The sequence below is a fragment of the Flavobacterium sp. RSSB_23 genome (assembly GCF_051547145.1).
In the GTDB taxonomy this organism is placed as follows: domain Bacteria; phylum Bacteroidota; class Bacteroidia; order Flavobacteriales; family Flavobacteriaceae; genus Flavobacterium.
The window spans coordinates 134,828-154,511 of the sequence record NZ_JBPTTO010000008.1 but is presented as its reverse complement, the minus strand read 5'-3'; the positions used below and the strand labels follow the sequence as shown (position 1 = coordinate 154,511).

At 35.7% G+C, this 19,684-nt stretch carries 15 protein-coding genes; 4 read left to right on the top strand and 11 right to left on the bottom strand.

Going from position 1 to position 19,684, the window contains the following annotated elements; all coding sequences use genetic code 11:
- Positions 1–42: 42 nt before the first annotated feature.
- Positions 43–1,485 (bottom strand): hypothetical protein, encoded by a 1,443-nt coding sequence (locus ACSVH9_RS12990; RefSeq protein WP_438064086.1) that lies wholly within the window; start codon positions 1,483–1,485, stop codon positions 43–45.
- A gap of 234 nt (positions 1,486–1,719) precedes the next feature.
- On the opposite strand from ACSVH9_RS12990, the gene ACSVH9_RS12985 reads away from it, so the two are divergent.
- The gene (locus ACSVH9_RS12985; protein WP_438064085.1) at positions 1,720–1,956 is read left to right on the top strand and encodes a uroporphyrinogen decarboxylase; all 237 of its coding nucleotides are present in this window, start codon (positions 1,720–1,722) and stop codon (positions 1,954–1,956) included.
- Positions 1,957–2,148: 192 nt separating this feature from the next.
- Here ACSVH9_RS12985 and ACSVH9_RS12980 read toward each other — a convergent pair whose 3' ends face one another.
- The 10 genes from ACSVH9_RS12980 to ACSVH9_RS12935 all read right to left on the bottom strand — a co-directional run bounded on the left by ACSVH9_RS12980 (position 2,149) and on the right by ACSVH9_RS12935 (position 15,691).
- Positions 2,149–3,222 (bottom strand): serine hydrolase domain-containing protein, encoded by a 1,074-nt coding sequence (locus ACSVH9_RS12980; RefSeq protein ID WP_438064084.1) that lies wholly within the window; start codon positions 3,220–3,222, stop codon positions 2,149–2,151.
- A 439-nt stretch (positions 3,223–3,661) separates the two neighbouring features.
- Entirely contained in the window at positions 3,662–3,823 is a 162-nt protein-coding gene (locus ACSVH9_RS12975; protein WP_155959411.1) for a hypothetical protein, read from the bottom strand.
- 133 nt (positions 3,824–3,956) lie between these two features.
- A complete protein-coding gene (locus ACSVH9_RS12970; protein WP_438064083.1) occupies positions 3,957–4,403 on the bottom strand; it encodes a thioredoxin family protein in 447 nt (148 codons plus the stop codon).
- A 110-nt stretch (positions 4,404–4,513) separates the two neighbouring features.
- Positions 4,514–5,017 (bottom strand): hypothetical protein, encoded by a 504-nt coding sequence (locus tag ACSVH9_RS12965; protein ID WP_438064082.1) that lies wholly within the window; start codon positions 5,015–5,017, stop codon positions 4,514–4,516.
- A gap of 92 nt (positions 5,018–5,109) precedes the next feature.
- Positions 5,110–6,729: a hypothetical protein gene (locus ACSVH9_RS12960; protein ID WP_438064081.1), complete on the bottom strand. Its 1,620-nt coding sequence runs from the start codon at positions 6,727–6,729 to the stop codon at positions 5,110–5,112.
- Between the two features lie 125 nt (positions 6,730–6,854).
- A complete protein-coding gene (locus ACSVH9_RS12955) occupies positions 6,855–7,265 on the bottom strand; it encodes a hypothetical protein (protein ID WP_438064080.1) in 411 nt (136 codons plus the stop codon).
- 558 nt (positions 7,266–7,823) lie between these two features.
- The gene (gene glgA / locus ACSVH9_RS12950; RefSeq protein ID WP_438064079.1) at positions 7,824–9,050 is read right to left on the bottom strand and encodes a glycogen synthase; all 1,227 of its coding nucleotides are present in this window, start codon (positions 9,048–9,050) and stop codon (positions 7,824–7,826) included.
- Between the two features lie 585 nt (positions 9,051–9,635).
- On the bottom strand, positions 9,636–12,854 hold the full coding sequence (locus ACSVH9_RS12945; protein WP_438064078.1) for a VPS10 domain-containing protein: 3,219 nt from the start codon (positions 12,852–12,854) through the stop codon (positions 9,636–9,638).
- 129 nt (positions 12,855–12,983) lie between these two features.
- A complete protein-coding gene (locus tag ACSVH9_RS12940; protein WP_438064077.1) occupies positions 12,984–14,402 on the bottom strand; it encodes an adenosine deaminase in 1,419 nt (472 codons plus the stop codon).
- Positions 14,403–14,917: 515 nt separating this feature from the next.
- Positions 14,918–15,691 carry a TSUP family transporter gene (locus ACSVH9_RS12935; RefSeq protein ID WP_438064076.1) on the bottom strand — a complete coding sequence of 258 codons (774 nt, stop codon included), beginning with the start codon at positions 15,689–15,691 and terminating at the stop codon, positions 14,918–14,920.
- 395 nt (positions 15,692–16,086) lie between these two features.
- Here ACSVH9_RS12935 and yaaA point away from each other — a divergent pair, with 395 nt between their 5' ends.
- The 3 genes from yaaA to ACSVH9_RS12920 all read left to right on the top strand — a co-directional run bounded on the left by yaaA (position 16,087) and on the right by ACSVH9_RS12920 (position 19,616).
- Positions 16,087–16,845, top strand: a complete 759-nt coding sequence (gene yaaA, locus ACSVH9_RS12930; protein ID WP_438064075.1) for a peroxide stress protein YaaA — start codon at positions 16,087–16,089, stop codon at positions 16,843–16,845.
- Positions 16,846–17,163: 318 nt separating this feature from the next.
- Positions 17,164–18,483: a serine hydrolase domain-containing protein gene (locus ACSVH9_RS12925; RefSeq protein WP_438064074.1), complete on the top strand. Its 1,320-nt coding sequence runs from the start codon at positions 17,164–17,166 to the stop codon at positions 18,481–18,483.
- A 476-nt stretch (positions 18,484–18,959) separates the two neighbouring features.
- Positions 18,960–19,616 carry a hypothetical protein gene (locus ACSVH9_RS12920; protein WP_438064073.1) on the top strand — a complete coding sequence of 219 codons (657 nt, stop codon included), beginning with the start codon at positions 18,960–18,962 and terminating at the stop codon, positions 19,614–19,616.
- Positions 19,617–19,684 lie beyond the last annotated feature (68 nt).

Here is a 19,684-nt window from a genome sequence, read left to right as displayed (position 1 = left end):
ATGGTTTTTGTAAAATGGCTCTTCATTGCACGAACTGGCTACTTAATTCGCCTTAACTTTAGTCAAAATAGTTGTTACGGATTTTTTATTACTCAGGTATAGTTCGGTTAGTTGTTGTGTTTTCTTTTCGTTTTTTACTGTGTTTCGTAATGTTGACAAAAGATAATCGTAGTTTGTAAACTCTGTTGTAGTAGTTAAGACAGAACGAATCCATTCCCACATTTTTTTTGAACCAATTTCTTTTTCTATGGCAATAAACAACATTGGCGCATAGTCATAAACAAAAGTTTCTCGGTCTGGAATGTCTGTTTCTGATTTGATTTCTGCAATTGGTAGGGTATTAAAATCATTCAAAGATTTGATTTTTTCTTCAATTTTTTTGAGGTAGATTTCTTTCCCCTGAAGTTCTTGGACTAATTTCAATGATAAATACTCTGAAAATCCCTCAGAAATCATATCACCAAGGACTGAATTGGGGACTTTGTAAGTGCCAAAGTAATAGTGCCCAAGTTCGTGAGCAATGTATTGCTTGAACCAACTTTGTTGGTCTTTATTAAACAAAGCGCCTAATCCATTATTACCCCATCCAATTCCCATAATGGTTGGGTATGAAACAAACAGCCAACCATTTTTAATGGAAGTAGGGGTAGTATTGACAAAAACAGGTGGTTCTGCAAACTTTATCTTAAGTTTTTGCTCATAATACGATTTAAATTCTGCTATTATTTTAGAAAAATCATTGATGTCTTGTTTGGAGAAAGTAGGATTCAATAAAATCAAATTTCCATCATTTTCCACTTCAAATTTTCCACAGAATAGCGCCAATTCATAGGGTTGTTCGCTTTTTAAAACTGTTTTTGTTGATTGAATAGGTTGATTTCCATTGATATAAATTGTTGAGCAATCCAAACATTCTATTTCAATTTCATAGGTCATTTTTTCATAGGTGATATCTTTTTTAGCATCGTATAAATAAGGATACCAAGCACTTTGTCTTCCATCTGTTCTCACTGAAAGACCATTAAAAGCAATGTTTCCTTTCCAGTCCTCTTTTGTGTAGTTTTGAAGGGTATCATTGGCTATTGGAAATTTACCCACATACCTAAATTGCAATTCTTTGGGCAAAAACTTCCCTTTTCCAGTATTGTCTGGGAAATAATAGGCTGAACTTTCTCCTGTTGCAGTGGAATCCTTATCGGATTTAGAATAGCCAAGTATGAATTCGTTTGGTTGTTTACTTTTTATGTTAAGTAAATTCATTCCAGAATTAAGTCGAATCCAATACTCTTGAATTCTGGGAATATTGCTTATGGTTAAATCGCAATCAAAAGTTCCTTCAGTGATGGATAATTTCACTTTACCTGTGATTTTTGGAGAATTTTCTTGGGCAAAGGATAAAAATGATATTCCTACACTTAGGAAGATTGTAAATAAATGTTTCATACTTTTTTCTAGTCTATTGAACGCAGCTATCGTTGATTTCATATGTAATGCATCGCTTTTCGCTTACTCAAATATATAGAACTTTTAGTACAATATCTGCTTTTGTAGTTGTTATTTCTTCCATTTTTGAAAAGGAGAGGGGCGAGGTTTTTGAAACACTTCAGGGTTTGGATGTTTCGGAGCGCAGTGGATAATCTATGTTTTTAATAAATGTTGCAAATCGTTTTTGAAAAACCTTGATAATGAGTAAATTTAGTTTTTAAAAAAGGATACGTTATGGATATGTCTTTTACTGATTGGGTAGGTTATTTGGGGTCATTTGTTTTGATGGTTTCATTTTTGATGAAAAATATCATAACCTTGAGGATTATCAATTCTGCGGGATGTTTTTTGTTTGTGATTTATGGTTTTATGTTGGGTGTTTCTTGGCCCGTTATCATTACCAATGCTTTTATTCTTGGGGTAAATATTTATTATTTGACAAGAAAAAAAACAGAAAAAACAACTCCGTGAAGGTTTCTTGATTGTTTCTTTTTTGACCTACGATTTGATTCGAGTGTCTTGATTTGTAACCTAAAAAAAACACCAAAAAAGCGCAGAGGTTATTTTTGGTGTTTTCCAAGGACAATCTGATTATAAATGGCGCGAAGTCGGAGACGTTCGCAGCACGCTTCGGTGGTTTGTATGCTTTGGAGAGCAGTGTTGTTATTTTTTCTCTGCTAAATACAAATTCGCAATTTCTTCTATAAAATTTTCAGGACGAGAACCTACTAAATTGGTCAAAATCACTACTGAAATACTATCTTTCGGATAAATGTATAAAGCATTTCTATTACCACCAAGTGAGGCAATTACTGGATTTTTTGCTCTTGAGGAGGAATAAAAACCAATCGAACTCTGATTCAGAAAACCGTTTTCTTCATATATTTCTCCGTTATCTAATCGTATAGGAGACCAAAGCGTATTTAGATTTTCGGCATTAAGTAATTGGTTGCTTTGTAATGCAATTACCCATTGTGCTATTTCTGTTGCGGTTGAATAGATTCCGCCAGCTGGATACAGATTTGAAGGTATCGGTTGATACACATTCGTTAGCACATTATTTCTAAAATACGAATAGGGCTTTGCAGAATGCTTAATTATACTGTAAAAATCGCCTACACCAGCTTTGATGGAATTTTTCATTCCTGCTTTTTTGTACTGATTTTCAGTAATGAATTTTTCAAATGACTGTCCGCTAATTTTTTCAATAAGCATTCCAAGCAGTAGGTAATTCGCTTGACAGTCTCTAAATTCTTTACCAGGTTTAAAAACAAGAGGCAATTCTTTTATTTTTTGGAATAAAGTCTCGCTATTTTCAGATAACATATTTCCTTGTGAATCCCAAATTTCAGGAAGTCCCGATTTATGAGTCAGTATTTGTTTTACGGTAATATTTTGCCAACTTTTAGGCAGTTTATCCAAATATTTTGAAATAGGTTCGTCAAGATTTAATTTACCATTTTCGACTAATTGCAAAATAGCAACTGCTGTAAATGATTTAGTTATGGAATTAATGCTAAAAATAGTCTGGCTATCAACTGCAATCGAATCTTCAACTGATGCTAAACCGTAATGACCTGTTTTAACAATTGCATTGTCTTTAATTACGGCTAATTGCAAACCCACAATTTTATTTTTTTGCATTAGGTCTTTTATTGCATTATCCACTTTGTCGACTTGTGAATAAGTAAAACTACTCACTACTAAAAGGGCAAGTAAAAACGCTGTTTTTTTCATATTTTTTTGTTTGTTAAATTTTTAATGCTGTGGTAGAATTACTGCCAACTTGGGTAAATACCTGATAAAATCTCAGCATTCCTACCAAATAAAGCGATTGGAAAACAACTTTAGTTGGACTTTCTTGTTTCTCAAATATATTCTTTTTCCTGCTAAAAATATAAATATTTTCTGAAATATTCGTTGGTGATTTTACTATCGCAGTTTGTGGAGGAGGTACTTTTACCGTATTTGCGTAGAACAACATAATTAAAAATGGCGCGAAGTCGGAGACGTTCGCGCAGCATACTTTAATAGTTTTTAATCTTCGAGGAGCGAGTTTAAATTTGCAGTTAACGTCTTTATCTTCTGTAGATTTTTGTTCTTTGAAGAGTAGGTTTTATCGCAAAAAAAATAATAATGAAATTGCTATTGATTTTAATTTTATTCCTTTTTTTATTTAATCACAACTACAATCAAATTCTTTAGCAATTTCTTCACAAGTCAGGTCACTTTGGCTTTGAATATTTAATTCAGAACAAGGAGTTTTATCATCATCTTTTGAGCAGGAACTATTAGTTACTCCGATTACTATTCCAAATAGTAAAATTAGTTTTTTCATAAGTTTATGTTTGATTAATAATTCATTTGGTTTGAAAAATATTTAGAATGTTTTTTATTTCAACATAGACGTTTTCGCCTCACACTTTAACGGTTTGTATGTTTCGAGGAACGGTGAAATAGTACTTAAATTTTTACTGTTTAGTTGTTAGTTCACGAAGTCTATTATATGTTTTTTCAAAAGATGTCAATCCTTTACTAATTACTGATTTAGTAACCTCATTTTTATCTATTAAAATAAGACTAGGTAATGCATTTGTCTGATATTTATTTTTGAAAAAATCATAATCTTTATAGACTTTTGAACTCATATTTATGTGTCTATCTAAATTTATCTCAAGAATTATTAACCTGTCTTCTGCAAGTTTTATAAACTCTGTATTTTGAAAGACATTTTTTTTCATTTTTATACAAGGTTTACACCATTCAGAGCCCGTAAGAACAATCAATATATCTTTATTTTGCTTTAAAGCTTCACTTTTTGCAACCTCATAATCTGTGTACTTAACAATTTGAGCTTCACTGTAATTTGATATTAAAAGAATAACTATAACTATTAAACTTGTTCCGAGTTTCTTCATTTGTCTGTTGTTAAGGTAATTTTGTTAACTTGGCTATAATGCCTTGGTAATAAATAGAGTATTTCAACGTACTTCAACGGTTTGTATGATTCAAGGAGCGGATAGTAGTTCTAATCATATAGTTCTTCCCCTTCTTTTATTGATTTATCAAATCGGAAATCGATTAAAGTTCCTTTTATAGTTTTATAATTTCCAGCAATATTTATTAAATTCTTGTTAAGCAAGTTAATAATTTTAATACCCGTTGCGTATTTTTCTCCATTTGCAAAATAAGTATTATAAATCACGTACTTATTTTTGTCTATTGTAAAGGCAACATAATTAAGGTCTATTCCTTCATTTTCTATACCGCCACCTCGCAACCAATAGGAGTATTCAAATGTATTCCAACTCGATTTGTCTTTGTTATTTGGGTATTCTAATTCAATGTTGTTTTTTGTTCCAAATCGATAAATGATGTACTTACCTTTTTTGTCACTACAAAGCGTCATTATTTTTCCTTTGTTAGTTTGAAAGGAATAAATTATTTTTTCATTTTTTAGCAAGTATTTCTGGCCATATAGATAGAAAGTTGAGAAGAGTAAAAAAGAGAATACTAGTATTGTGTTTTTCATTTAACCTTTATTTTTTTTACATTAATCGCCAACGGTTTTTATGCTTCGAGAAGCAGGGAGCTGAGCTGGTTTGTATGATTCGAAGAGCGGGGCTATACGCTTTTTACTTTTGGTCCATAATCTGCAAAATCTTTTGCTCTAAAGGCTTTTCGAATGTTTGTATGTGCATTCTGGAATTCAGAATTATCTAAAATGTTAGCTAGAATCGATAAATCTTCCTTTTCAGGCAGTAGAGAAGTTAATTTAGCAAACCAATATTTTTTACAAGAATTTTCTAAACTATCGTCTTGTTTGATTTTAGTAAGTAATTCCAAAACAGATATTTCTTCGCTAAAAAAGTCATTTAGATCATTTTCATAATCTTGGCTTAGACCTTTAAGTCCATTTTTTCGAAATATATTTTCAAGTTTTTCTATATTATCATTGAATGTATTTGTGTCCGAAATAATTTGTTGAATGAAAACAGATTGCGCATCAATGTATTGGTCTTGTTCTATTGCTTCTATTCCTCCAAGTACAATTGTGATATTTTTTTTCAAAGAACTGTTACCTAATTTAGCTGCTTTTTTTAGACAAGATTTTAATTGTCCTAAATCGTCAGTATAGCGTATTAGAAACCAATAAGGTGCTGGTGTATTGTTTTTTGGGACATCAATTGCAGCAACAATAAAGGGCCACGATTGATGTGCTGTAAATTTCTTAGTAGGTTCAAGTATTTGTAAATTCTCAACACCGAATGCAAACGCATAATATATAGATGATTTAGGTGGTAAATCAAGTTGTTTATTGTTTAATCTACCATTTGCAGTTGCTATATCAGCATAAAATTGATCACGAATTTGAGTGAACTCAGATTTTAAAAAATGTGCAGAAATGGGGATAGCTCCTTCAATATCACGCCCAACTATTTTAACATTAAGTTGACTACTAGTATCCGCCACTTTATTTAGCGCAACTGGATTAGCTTTTTCCAAAGCGTCAATTAAATATACAATATCATTTTTTTTCGGAGCTACTTTAATACTTTCAAATTTCTCTATCCATTCGGGCATATTTTTAGGGATTTCTGGCAAGATTAGAAATAAAGAAGAGATTAAGCTTTTTTGGTCTTGTGTATTGTTGGTGTCTTTTAATTGGTTATATAGGTCATCAATTAGTATATTTCTATCTATTTTTATACCTACCAATTCTGGAATTCTAGTTAAATATGGCTTAATGTTATTTGATTGAGAAATTAATTGAAAGAATTCTGAGACACTTTGAAACAGGGACGCAACAAGTTCATATTTTAAACCATAACCATTATGCAAACCATTTGCTCGACTAGTAATAATTAGTTGAAATCTATTGGTTAATTCTAATAACCTATTGATATGTTCCTGAGGGGTAGTTACTCCATTAATTAGGAATAAGGTGTTTGATGATGATTGGCGAAGTAATGTCCTAAAATCAGCTAAAATTTCAGAAGCCGTTTTATATTTTCCATTTTCGTAGTCTCTGTAAATACTTTTTTTGCCTAAAGCTTGAATAATTATAGAGCTCATCATTAATTCTATAGCACAACCAATAAGTCCAACTTCAGCTGAATATCGGACTTGTTCAATTTTCAATTGATCTCTCCTAAACGTACATATACCAAATTGTGCTAGTCCAAGGGTTTCCACACTAGCTTCAATTAATCTTACGGTATCATTTTTTAATAATCTTGGCATTTTTGTTCGTTTAAATTACGCTTAACGTTCTTGTATTACATTGTGGTTTGATTCTAGATTATACCTTATTCTCGGATTTGCCAAATTATATCAAATACAAAACAATTTCAAATTTAGTCTAAAACTCAAATCTTAAGTAACGGCTGTTTGTGGTTCTCACTATATAGCTCTGGACTAGGAGGTGGTGGTGGAATCATGAATTTTAATTCTGCCCAATCTTTATCCGATTTTAGTTTATATTTCTTTTGTTTGTCTATTAGCTTATTTAAAATGTTCGAAAATCTATAGTATTCTTTTGGTGCGTTAGTACCATAGATGAATACACGTTTTGGCTTATTGTTTTTTATTTTATAAAATTGAAAACTTCTGCCGTCAAATAAATTATTTTGCTCGTATGTTGAATCATTTTCAAAATCAATTTTATTTAAAATAGTATTAAATATTTTTTTATCGTCAGGGTTTATTATGCTATAATATAATCCCGAATCTTTACCTCTAAAATCATAAAAAATTGTATCACTTGAATTCAATTTCATAGAATAATTATAGTGAAGTTCGTTATGACTATAAATGAATATCTCGTCTGAGCTATTGTCGTTTTTACAGCTAAAACAAATTAAAATTATTATAATGAGAATCATTTTAGGGTTCATTTTAATCTTTTTAGATGTTTATTTGTCGTTCAATAATAGCCACTGACACTCCTACAATTTATTTATCTTCTATAGTGTCGCTTTTCTCTCCTTCCAAATATATTCTTTTTCCTGCAAAAAAGATAAAAAAATTCTGAAATATTCTTTAGTGCTTTGTTGCCTTAAACTCCTGTGATTGCCCGCGTGAGGGCAATGTCATTAAGTTAAGGATAAAGACTCTTGATTTTGTCATTCCGACAAAGGAGGAATCACACTTGCTTTTCACATTATGTGATTCTTCGTTCCTCAGAATGACAAAAAGAACGCTTAACTTAATGCTATTTCGCGTGAGGGATAGGAATAAACTACCGAAGTAGTATGGATAGCCCGACCGCAGGAACGCAAAGGGGCGAATAACACGCTTGCTATTCGCCCCTTTGTGGTACTGGGGTCACGCCCCAATTATGCTTTTTCTTTTTCGAAACGGTCTATGACTTCTTGGTAATAGGCCAAGGTGGTTTTGGCGATGGAGGCCCAACTGAATTGGTTGAGTACGCGTTGGCGACCGGCTTTTCCCATTTGGTTGGCCAAGGCTTCGTTGTCGAGCAAGAGATTGACTTTGGTGGCAAAATCTTGTTGGAAGGCTTGTGGATTGGCTGGGTTAAAATCGGTTCGGGAAACGGGGGCGAGGGGTACCAAAAATCCGGTTTGTCCTTCGACGATGATTTCGGGTATGCCTCCTACGGCGCTTCCTACTACGGGGGTTTCGCAGGACATCGCCTCGAGATTGATGATGCCAAAGGGTTCGTAGAGCGAAGGGCAGGCGAAAACGCGGGCGTGGCTGTAGAGCACTTTTACTTTTTCTCTTGGGAGCATTTCGGAGATGAGGATGACGCCTTCGCGGGTGGCTTTTAGCTCGGCGATGAGTTGTTCGGTTTCGGCGGCTATTTCGGGGGTGTCGGGGGCGCCTGCACACAATACGATTTGGCAATTGGCATTGAAATGTTGTGCCGCAGCGATAAGTTGCGAAATACCTTTTTGGCGCGTGATGCGACCCACAAACAGTACAAACGGTATGTTGGGGTCGATACCTAATTCGGTCAACAACGCATCATCAAAAGTGGGTTGGTAAAAATCAGGGTCGATGCCGTTGTGAATCACCGTAACTTTTTCGGGCGCTACGCCATAGGCTTCGATGACATCGGTTTTCATTTGTTCGCTTACGGCAATCACACCATCGGCAGAGGCATAGGCGTGTTGCTCTAACCAGCGCGAGAGGAAATACCCGTTGCCGAGTTGCTCGACCTTCCAAGGGCGGTGGGTTTCGAGACTGTGGGTGGTCAAAATGAGCGGTACTTGCAGCAGTTCGCGCGTAAATACGCCTGCCAAATGGGTGTACCAAGTGTGGCAGTGCACAATGTCGGCCTCGGGTGTGGCTTGTGCCATCTCGACATTTTTGCTCAGGTTATGAAACATTTTGATGTGCTCGTTGCTTGGGTCTTCCATTTTGGTCAAGCTGGAGGTGATGCCTTGCACGTGCATATTTTCGGTAGTTTCGGATTGTGCCCCAAAACAGCGGACTTCTACTTGGGCGAGTTTGGCCAGTTCTTGGCTTAAAAAATCGATATGTACTCCCGCACCACCATAAATGTGCGGAGGAAATTCATTACTGTAAAGGGCTATTTTCATACGCAGATATTATTTGTTTTTTAAAGGAATATGTAATTCGCATATCTCTTTAACTGTATTAACGACAAATTAACGGTTATGCTCATTTCATAAAAAAACATTTAGAGAAGTAAAAAAGCTTTGTTTTTTGTTTTTATAAAACTATAAAATTTAAGCGAGAAAGTAGCCGTGAATTTGATGATAATTTGAAACGGAATCGACTTAATTTGTAGTATTTATGATTTTTTGTGGTAATTGTTTTTTTTATGACAATTTGATAGCTGAGTGGGGGCTAAAACTATAGTACTTAAATCAGCCCTATAATTTGATTGGAAGAATTTTGATAAAAAAAATTAACCACATAGGGTCATAGATTAATAGCAAACAAGTAAAGAATATATAGAAATACTACTATTTTTCACATAGAATGTCTATGTGAATAGTAAAACGTCTATTTCTTTCTATTTAAAATCTACAAATTCTATGTCTCTATGTGGTTATCTTTTTTATTTCATTTTAAAGGATGTTTATATTTTTTGGATGCTTTTTTTGGGAATAAAAAAAGCCGCTTCTTTTCAGAAACGGCTTGCATTGTAATTAGCTTCTTTATTTTTTATCCTCAATCACTATGGCAGGAATCTGCTTTTGTTGGATAAAGGCATTGAATTCGGGTACTTTGACTGTTGCTATTTCGTTGACTTTCGCTACAGCGGCATCAATTTTTTTAGCCAAATCGTCGTATACTTCATAAGCGCCTTTGGTTGGTTTGGTGTCTCCTGAGGAAACATTCGAACCCAATCCCGCTATTTTATCGTTTAGCATAATAGGGTAGGCGAGAACGTCTTGTGGGGCTTTGGCTTTAGGCTGCATCAAAGTAGCTTCTAGTTCTTCTAAAGATTTGATGGTAGGCTCGGTCATTTTTTTCATTTCTTTGACCATAACCGAATCCTTCACGGCACCAACATACCCATTGATTTGTCCTTTAATCTTGCGGATTTTGTTGATAGCCAAATGTGCTTCGTTTACTTTTTTGTTGACTTTTTGGTGGAATTCGAATTGCTCTTTCAAGTCGGCATCGGTTCCTTCGGCTCTTGGGTCTTTTTTGATTTCAAAAGTTTGCTCACCGATGATTTTTTTGTCTTCGATAAAACGAACTTTGTAAGTGCCCGGAAGTACTTTGGCACCCACGCCAGAACCGGCCCACATTACATTCGTACCTTCTACTTCGCTAGCATTTGGATAACGCATATTCCAAACAAATACGTTCATTCCGGCTTTGTTAGGCACGTAACCTGCTTTTTCTTTCTCAGTATCTTGGTGGAATTCTTTAGCTACTTTTTGTGGTTCGCCTTTGGTGTTTTTAACCGAAGAATATTTGATGATGCTTTCGTTTTTGTCGTTCAAGAATTCGAGTTCTAATTCTTTGGTAGCTTTCGCTTTTTGATAGAAACGAACGATTACACCATTTGGAGCATTGGTTCCAGATGATTTGGTGTCGCTTTGACGCCCTTGTGTTCTGTAGGCGGTTCTCGGTTGGAAAAGGTGTTTTTCGCTAGTTACCTTTTTGTCCATGATTTCGTGTAAAGGCGTGATGTCATCCAAAATCCAGAAAGCACGCCCGTGGGTAGCCACAACCAAATCCTTATCGCGTTTGTGAATTTGCAAATCACGAATAGGCGTAAGCGGTAAATTCAAGTTTAGTTTTTCCCAAGAATCCCCATCGTTGAAGGAAACATAAATCCCTCTTTCGGTTCCAGCATACAAAAGGCCAGGTTTGTTAGGGTCTTCGCGCAGTACTCTGCAATATTCATCAGCAGGAATTCCAGCGGTGATTTTTTTCCAAGTTTTTCCGTAATCTGTGGTTTTGAAAAGGTAAGGAGTGCGGTCGCCATACATGTATTTGTTGGCAGCCACATAAGCTTTTCCTTTGGAATGTTCCGAAGTGTGAATGATGCTTATCAAAGAGAATTCAGGTAACATTGAAGTCGAAATGTTGACTTTGTCCCAGCTTGCTCCATTGTTTTTAGAAACATGAATATAACCATCGTCAGAGCCTGTCCAAAGCACGCCTTGTTCCGTTGGCGCTTCTGAAAAGGTAAAAATAGTAGCATAGACTTCGGCTCCCGTTTGGTCTTTGGTAATTGGACCTCCAGTGTCTCCAGTGGTTTTTGGGTCATTTCGGGTTAAGTCTGGGCTTATAGCAGTAAAGGAATGGCCTCCGTCTTCTGTAACCAACACATATTGAGAGGTCACATACATTCTTTTGGGATTATGCGGAGAAAAAACGATAGGGTAAGTCCATTGAAAACGGTGTTTTTTGGCTTTTGCTGGAGAACCAATATTGGATTCAGGATAAGGAGAAATGTCTTGTCCTTGTTTGGTTCTTGAATTGTATTTGCTTAATTGCCCATCATATTCTCCTCCATAAGTAAGGTCCGAATTGGTGGGGTCGGCTTGAATGTATCCAGCTTCACCACCCGCAACCGGAAACCAATCTTCTCTGTCAATACTAGAACCCGTGGTTCTTGAAGCAATTCTAACAGAGGAATTGTCTTGTTGGGCGCCGTAAATGTTATACGGGAAGTCATTGTCTAGCGATACATGGTAAAATTGACTTGTTGGAATATCAATATCCGAAAAATTGGCACCACCGTTAAACGTGATTTCTGCTCCACCATCATCTCCAATAATAAAGTTTTCTGGGTTTTTCGGATTAATCCACACATCATGCGTATCGCCATGTTGTACAGGAATTTTTTTGAAGTTTTTACCTCCATCGGAAGATTTCCAAGCGTCTACATTCAACACTATCAAGCCGTCTTCATTTTTTGGGTCGGCTTGCAAATTCATATAGTACCACGGACGTTGCCATAAGTTTTTGTCTTCGTTGATGAGTGACCAATGTTCACCGGCATCATCAGAACGGTAGAGTCCCCCTTTGTCGTTTTCTACCAAGGCATACAATCGGTTGGAGTTTACGGGTGATACTGCGATTCCAATTTTACCCAAAAGGCCTACTGGCATGCCAGGTTTGGTACTTAAGTTGGTCCAAGTGTCGCCACCATCGGTAGATTTGAAAAGACCAGATTCGGTTCCTCCAGATGACATCGAATGTCCATTTCTGTAGGCCTCCCAAAGCGTCGCATAGATTACTCTTGGATTGTTCGTGTCGATGCGCACGACCATTCCGCCCGTTTTGTCATTTTTGGACAATACCAATTTCCAGTTTTTTCCACCATCGGTACTGCGGTAAATGCCACGCTCTGGATTGGAATGAAATGGATTACCCATTGCGGCTACAAAAACAATATCAGGATTGCTTGGATGCACTTCGATATTTCCGATAGCATCGGCTTTGTCGAGTCCAATTTTGCTCCAGTTTTTACCAGCATTTACAGATTTGTACATACCGTCTCCAAAGGAGATATTTGAACGCATATCAGCTTCGCCCATCCCAACATACACCACATTTGGGTCTGAAGGTGCGACTGTAATTGCTCCCACTGAGGAAGAAGTAAAAGTGCTATCAGAAACGGCTAACCATTCGTTGCCGCCATCGGTGGTTTTCCAAACACCACCACCAGTAGCCCCAAAGTAATACGTTAAAGGTTGGTCAGCGTGACCTGCTACTGCCAATGAGCGACCTGCTCTAAACGGACCAATATTGCGCCATTTTAATCCATTGAAGTAAGCAGTGTTGCCAGAAGAAACGGCTGTTTTGTCCTTTTTCTTGGCGGTATTTTGTGCTTCTGTTGAAAGCGAGGGAAGTAAACAAAAGCTTAAGAGTAATGAGCTTAAGCGTAAGATTGTTTTTTGGTTTTCCATAAATTTATTTGAATTTAGAAAGTAATAGTTTCTAAAATTAAATAAATTCTTTCTTTTATTGTATTTTCTTTATGGATTTTTGAAAAAGTACAGTTATGACTTCATCATAACTCCTCAAAAGACGTACGTTTATTTCTGGGTATATTGTGCTTCGAATTTTTTAAATCGGTAATCCAAATCGTCTAGTACTTGTTCTTTTACTTTAGACGCTTCGATAAAACTAAAACGGATGCTGTTGTACACATATTCCTTGATGTCTTTGTAGCTTACTTGTGGGTATCTTTTGGCCAAAAGTACATATTGTTCGGTGAGATTGGTGCGCAAAATACCAGCATCGTCCGTACTAATTACGATGGGAACACCGAATTCTTTGTACAAACTAAACGGATGACGATTCTCTTTCACTTTCAGAATGAACTCGTTACTCGTCAAATTGATTTCGATAGCGATTTTGTTTTTCGCCATATAGCGCAATAACTCGTAGTTGTTTTTTTCGTAAGCCAAATCTACCCCGTGCCCAATTCTGTTCGCTCCTGCGGTATATACGGCCGCGTTGATGTGCCACGTTAGTTCTTCGGGTTGCACCAATCCTAAGGTCAATTCGCCCGCGTGCATGCTGTATTTTACTTTTGGGAATTTGGTATGGCAGTATTTATAGAGCAACATGTGTAATTCATAATCTTTCATGGCTGTAGCGCCATCTTCTGGCGAAACGATATTCACGCCATCGATTAGTGGACTATTATCAGCAGAAATAAAAGCAATTACTAAATTTTTGAATAAGTCTACCGGTTCCATAAAGCGCAACACAAAATTTTGATAGCGCATCGTGAATTGCGCATCATCAATCTTGAGGTCGTTATGCATTTTGGCTACAAAATTGGTATTGAAATTAGCAGCGTATTTTGCGGCCTCTCTTTTGGAGAAAGTAGCAAACAGTTGGTCCAATGCTTTGAAAACCGCTTTTTCGTCTTTTTTGGCGACCAAGCTTCGAAGTTCTTCGTTATAAGGAGTCAATTCCTCTGTGTTCATATCACACGGAATCGTTGATAATTGCGTTTCGATATAACTAACTTGTTCTTTGATGGCACGATTTTTTAGCTCCAAAAGTCCTTGTTCAAAAGTCCCTTTAATAGTCGCTTCAAATTTTCCGAAGGATTCAAAAAACTGTTTATCAGAAGGGTAACTTATGCCGTTAAAGTCTTTGATGGACCATTTTTCGATGATTTTTTGTTGGTAGAGAGGTATTGCTCCATTTTTCTGAATCATTTCAAAGGATTCCCAAATTCCATCGGTGCCTCGTTGGGGTTGTACTTCTAAGGTTTCTAAATTGAGGTAAAAATTATTTTTAATGGCGTAGGCTATAAGCGGTTCGGCATAAACAGAGCCAGAGTAGTGGTGGTGCAAATCGCCTCCTTTGGGCATTTGAGAAAAGAAAGCCGTGAGTTGGGCTTCGTTATTTCGGATGTTATCAAAATAAGTTTCAACGTTTTGAGCCGTTCCAAATGCAGTACTTAAAAGAAGTAAAAAGAGCGAAATGTTTTTCATACTTTTTATGGTTTAGTCGATTTGGGGTGCAAAAGTAGTTAAAAAAGCTCAGTTTTTAGCCGTAGTTGTTAAAATACCAAGGATTTACTTTTGAAAAGGGAAATTTGAAGTATACGAATTAGCACCAATTACAGCTGTTTTAAGGATGTTTTTTTGAAATAGAAAATCCGTTTTATCCGTGGTTTAATTGAAAAAGAAAAAAGTCAGTTTTCATCCAACTGAATATATTTTATACCAACCGCTTGAATAAAATTAAAAAAAAATAACCACATAGAATCATAGATTAAAGCAAATTAGAAAAGGAATCAATAGAAATAGCGCTATTTCACACATAGTATTGCTATGTGAAAAGTAAAACGTCTATTTTTTCTTTAATAACACTTTAGACTCTATGTTTCTATGTGGTAAAAAAAAAGAATTTTATCTTTAGTTAAGTCATTTTAGTACTACTTAAAAATCCGTTTCATCCGTTATATCCGTGGCTAAAATAAGGATTGACAAATCTATTTTTTAAACTACAAAATCCCTAACCCCAAAAGCACAGCAAACACCATAAGCAGTAGCGCAACTAGCAATTGAATACTCTTTAAGGTCACTTTTTCTAAAAGTCTATTCCCAATAAAAGCCCCCAAAAAAGCCGAAAGTGTGGCACAAATCACCAATGGATAAGCAATGTTTTCGGAGTTTTGCGACCAGTTTTGTGCATAGACACCCATTCTAGAAAGGTCAATCAAACAAGCAATAACGACTCCGGTTCCGATGTAAGATTCTTTCGTTAGTCCCGCTCTTATCAAGAAAGCGGCACGCAAAGCGCCTTGCATTCCCGATAATCCTCCAAAAAAGCCACTCAAAACGCCGCCTAAAGGCAAATATTTTTTATCAAAAGTAAGTTGCGACCAACTTGGAATGATTTCGAACAACGCAAAAAACAACAAAATAAGACCAATGCAAAGTTTGATTGGCAAAAGCGTAAACGTATGGCTCCCGAGCGTGTAACTCCCAATTGGCGGAATAGAATTTAAAAAAGAGAGCAGATACGCCCCCACAAAAGCAAAAACAATAGCCGGAATTCCAAAAGCCAGCAAGGCTTGTTTGTTGGCTTTTTGTCCTAACAAAAACAGTTTGAAAATATTATTCAAAAAATGCACGATAGCGGTCAATAAAATGGCCATTTCGATAGGAAAAAATAAACCAAAAACTGGCACTAGCAAGGTTCCTAATCCAAAACCAGAAAACAAAGTCAGTCCCGAGCCCAAAAACGCCACCAAACAAATCAAGAAGTAATCCATAGTTTTATATTGAATGCCTCAAAAATACAGATTCTACCATTTCGATGATTAAAAATCCGTTTTAATCTGTTGCATCCGTCGCATCCGTGGCTAGTCAATGTTAACTGTAAAACGTCAGGTTCTATTCCTTTCCATTCAATGATAATTTTTGTTTATGCTATGTTTTGAATCCATTTTTTACAATTACTAGATTTCAATCCTGTGGATTAGCAAATGTTATGCAGTTATTAAACAAATCAATACTAGGCTTCGGAAATCTAAAATTCAAATTGTATTTTTGAAAACAAAGAATAGTCAGTTATGAAATCGCCATTAACAAAAGGTTTGTTGCAAACAAACACCGATAAGAAAAAGGCGATACCATATATGACCGCTAACAAATATCTTTTACATATATGAAAATTGTTATATCGCCAGCCAAGTCCTTAAATTTCGAGAAAGAATTACCCGTTGAAACCTTTACGCAGCCTGCTTTTTTAAAGCAATCCAAAATCGTGCACGCCGAATTGCAACTCAAAACCCCCAAAGAATTAGCTAGCCTGATGTCGATTTCGGATAAATTGGCCGACTTGAATTGGCAGCGCAACAAAGACTGGAAAACCCCATTCAAACCCAGCAATGCCCGCCCTGCGGTGTACGCTTTCGATGGCGATGTCTACACTGGTTTAGACGCTTACACGCTTTCCGAAGACCAATTGCCACTGTTGCAAGACCGCTTGCGCATCCTTTCGGGCTTGTATGGCTTGCTCAAACCCTTAGATTTGATTCAGCCGTACCGCTTAGAAATGGGAACCAAAATGCCCGTAGGCGAGAGCCAAAACTTATACCAATTCTGGAAAACCACCTTGACCCAAGCGTTGAACAAGGAACTCAAAAAAGACGAACTGTTTGTCAATTTGGCGAGCAACGAATATTTCTCTGCCGTAGATGCCAAGGTGCTCAAAGTGCCCGTCATCACGCCCGAGTTCAAAGATTACAAAGACGGAAAACTAAAAATGATTAGTTTTTTTGCCAAGAAAGCCCGCGGAATGATGGTGCGCTACATCATCGACACCCAAGCCGAAACCATCGACGACCTAAAAGGCTTCAATTACGACGGCTATGCCTTTGATGCCAATTTATCCAAAGGCAACCAACTCGTTTTTACCCGATAACCTATTTTTTAAAATAATTAGGGCGTGACCCCATCCACCCAAAGGGGCGAATAGCAAATGTGTTATTCGCCCCTTTGTCTGGCTGCGGTCGGGCTATCCATACTACTTCGGTAGTTTATTGCTATCCCTCACGCGGACAATCACGGGAGTTAAAGGAATCAAAACAGTAATGAATATTTCAGAAAATTTTTATGTTTTTTGTAAGGAAAAGGATATATTTGGGAGAAGAAAAAACGTCACAGCATAGCCGTAATATCCAAATAGCGGTGTTGGTTTCTATTTTAGAGTGTCCGTAAACAAAAACTTAAACAGAATAAAATGATAAAGAGAATCTTAACAACATCGTTACTTTTGATATTTGCCCAAATCGGGTTTTCACAAAACTTTGACAAAAACAAATTAGACAATTACTTCAACGCACTTGAACAAAATAATAAATTTATGGGTAGCGTTGCCATTTCTAAAAATGGAGAAATTATATACACAAAATCTATCGGTTTTGCTGATGTTGAAAACAGCTTAAAAGCAACAGAAAAAACTAAATATAGAATAGGCTCAATTTCTAAATCGTTTACCGCTGTTTTGACATTAAAAGCTGTTGAGAATAAAAAATTAGACTTAAATCAAACTATTGACAAATGGTTTCCTTCAATCACAAACGCAAAGAAAATAACTATAAAACAATTGTTAAGTCATAGAAGTGGAATACATAATTTCACAAATGACGCAGACTATTTGACTTATAATACCCAACCAAAAACTGAAAAAGAAATAGTTGAAATTATTGTAAAAGGGAATAGCGAATTTGAACCAGATAGCAAAGGAGAGTACAGCAATTCAAATTATGTTCTTTTGACTTATATCCTCGAAAAAACATTTAAAAAATCATATTCTGACTTATTGCAGGAACACATTGTTAAACCAATTGGCCTAACAAGCACTTATGTCTTTGGCAGAATAAACCCAAGTAAGAATGAATGTAAATCTTACAAATTTACGGGAACTTGGAAATTAGAAACTGAAACAGACTATACAATTCCGTTAGGAGCAGGTGCAATAACTTCTACACCAAGCGACTTGACAAAGTTTGCCGATGCTTTATTTGGTGGAAAACTTCTGAAAAGCGAAAGCCTTGAAATAATGAAAACAATAAAAGACGGTTATGGAATTGGTTTGTTTCAAATTCCTTTCTATAAAAGTATCGGTTATGGTCACACTGGAGGAATTGACGGTTTTAGTTCTGTTTATGCTCATTTTCCAGAGGACAAAATTTCGTATGCATTGATTTCAAATGGAACGAATTTTAAAAACAATGACATAACAATCGCAGTTTTAAGTGCAGTCTATGGTAAGCCATACGAAATTCCAGTTTTCACAACTTTCAAGTTGACTTCGGAAGACCTAGACAAATATTTAGGAATTTATGCTTCCAAACAAATTCCGTTGAAAATTACAATTACAAAAGAGGGTAACACTTTGATTGCACAAGGGACAGGACAACCAGCATTTCCCATTGAAGCAACGGAGAAAGACAAGTTTAAATTTGACCAAGCAGGAGCAAAATTTGAATTCAATCCTACTGAAAAAACAATGATTTTATTTCAAGGCGGTGGACAAATTAACTTTACAAAAGAGTAAAAACAACAACCTACTACAAAATCAATCCGTTCCGATGGAAATCTAACTGCTGTAAAAAGAGCCGTAGACTATACTGATAGTGTAGGACTGGATTTCAATCCAGCATTACAAAGCGTTTCATAATCTGTTTTAAAATAATTAGGGCGTGACCCCATCCACCCAAAGGGGCGAATAGCAAACGTGTTATTCGCCCCTTTGTTTGGCTGCGGTCGGGCTATACACGCTACTTCGGTAGCCAGTTCCTATCCCTCACGCGGGCAATCACGGGAGTCCAAGGAACAAAAAACGTGAATTGTAAAGAATGAAATAGTAAAGAAAATTTTACATATTTAATTAAAAAATGAATACATTTGAGACAATAGAAACGCGACACAATAGTGGCTTTGCTTTCAAAATAGGAGGAATAGTCGCTTAAAGTAGCGACTATGTTCAAGTTAGCAAACAGTTTAAAAACCCACCGTAAATTGAATAACTTAATGAAACAAATTATAATATTTATTTTTGTGACTTTTTTCGTTTCATGCGATAAATCAAACAATAATCAACTTCAAGCAACTGCTGTAAAAAAAATTTTAGACTTTTACAAAGGGGAATATTTATTAACAAAAAATACTGAAAGCAATTGTTATGAAATTGAATTAAGTAAAAGTGAACTATTAAATTATGATGTGAATAGCATTGATTATCATGCAGGAAATATAGCCTACATATTTCATAAAAATCTTCAAGTTAAAGATTGTGATTGTATTAAAGTAAAAATAAATTTAAATAATGGAAATAGCTTTGATTTCAATTATTCATTTAACGAACTTGTTGAAGTGGAAAGTTATATACCAAATTTTGAAGAAGTAGCTAATTTAATAATGACTAAAGATTATGAAAAATTATTTTACCAATTTGATAAATCTTTTGGCGCTGATAGACAATCTATCGAAAAAATATTTAGTAACGTTGAAAACAAACTTGGAAAACTAAATCATATTTATAGTACTGGTTTTAAAAATTTTAAAACAGAGGAATGTGGAAAAGTAATCGAGTTTAAAGCTGTTTTGGTGTATGATAAAATGGCTGTAAACATGTTTTTGTGTTTCAGTAAGAAAAACAGAAAACTAGTCTTATTATTAATACCATAAAAAAAACCGATTTGCTAACACTTGCTACAAGAGATTTGGGCATTTGGCTTAATTTAAAGATGGTCTTG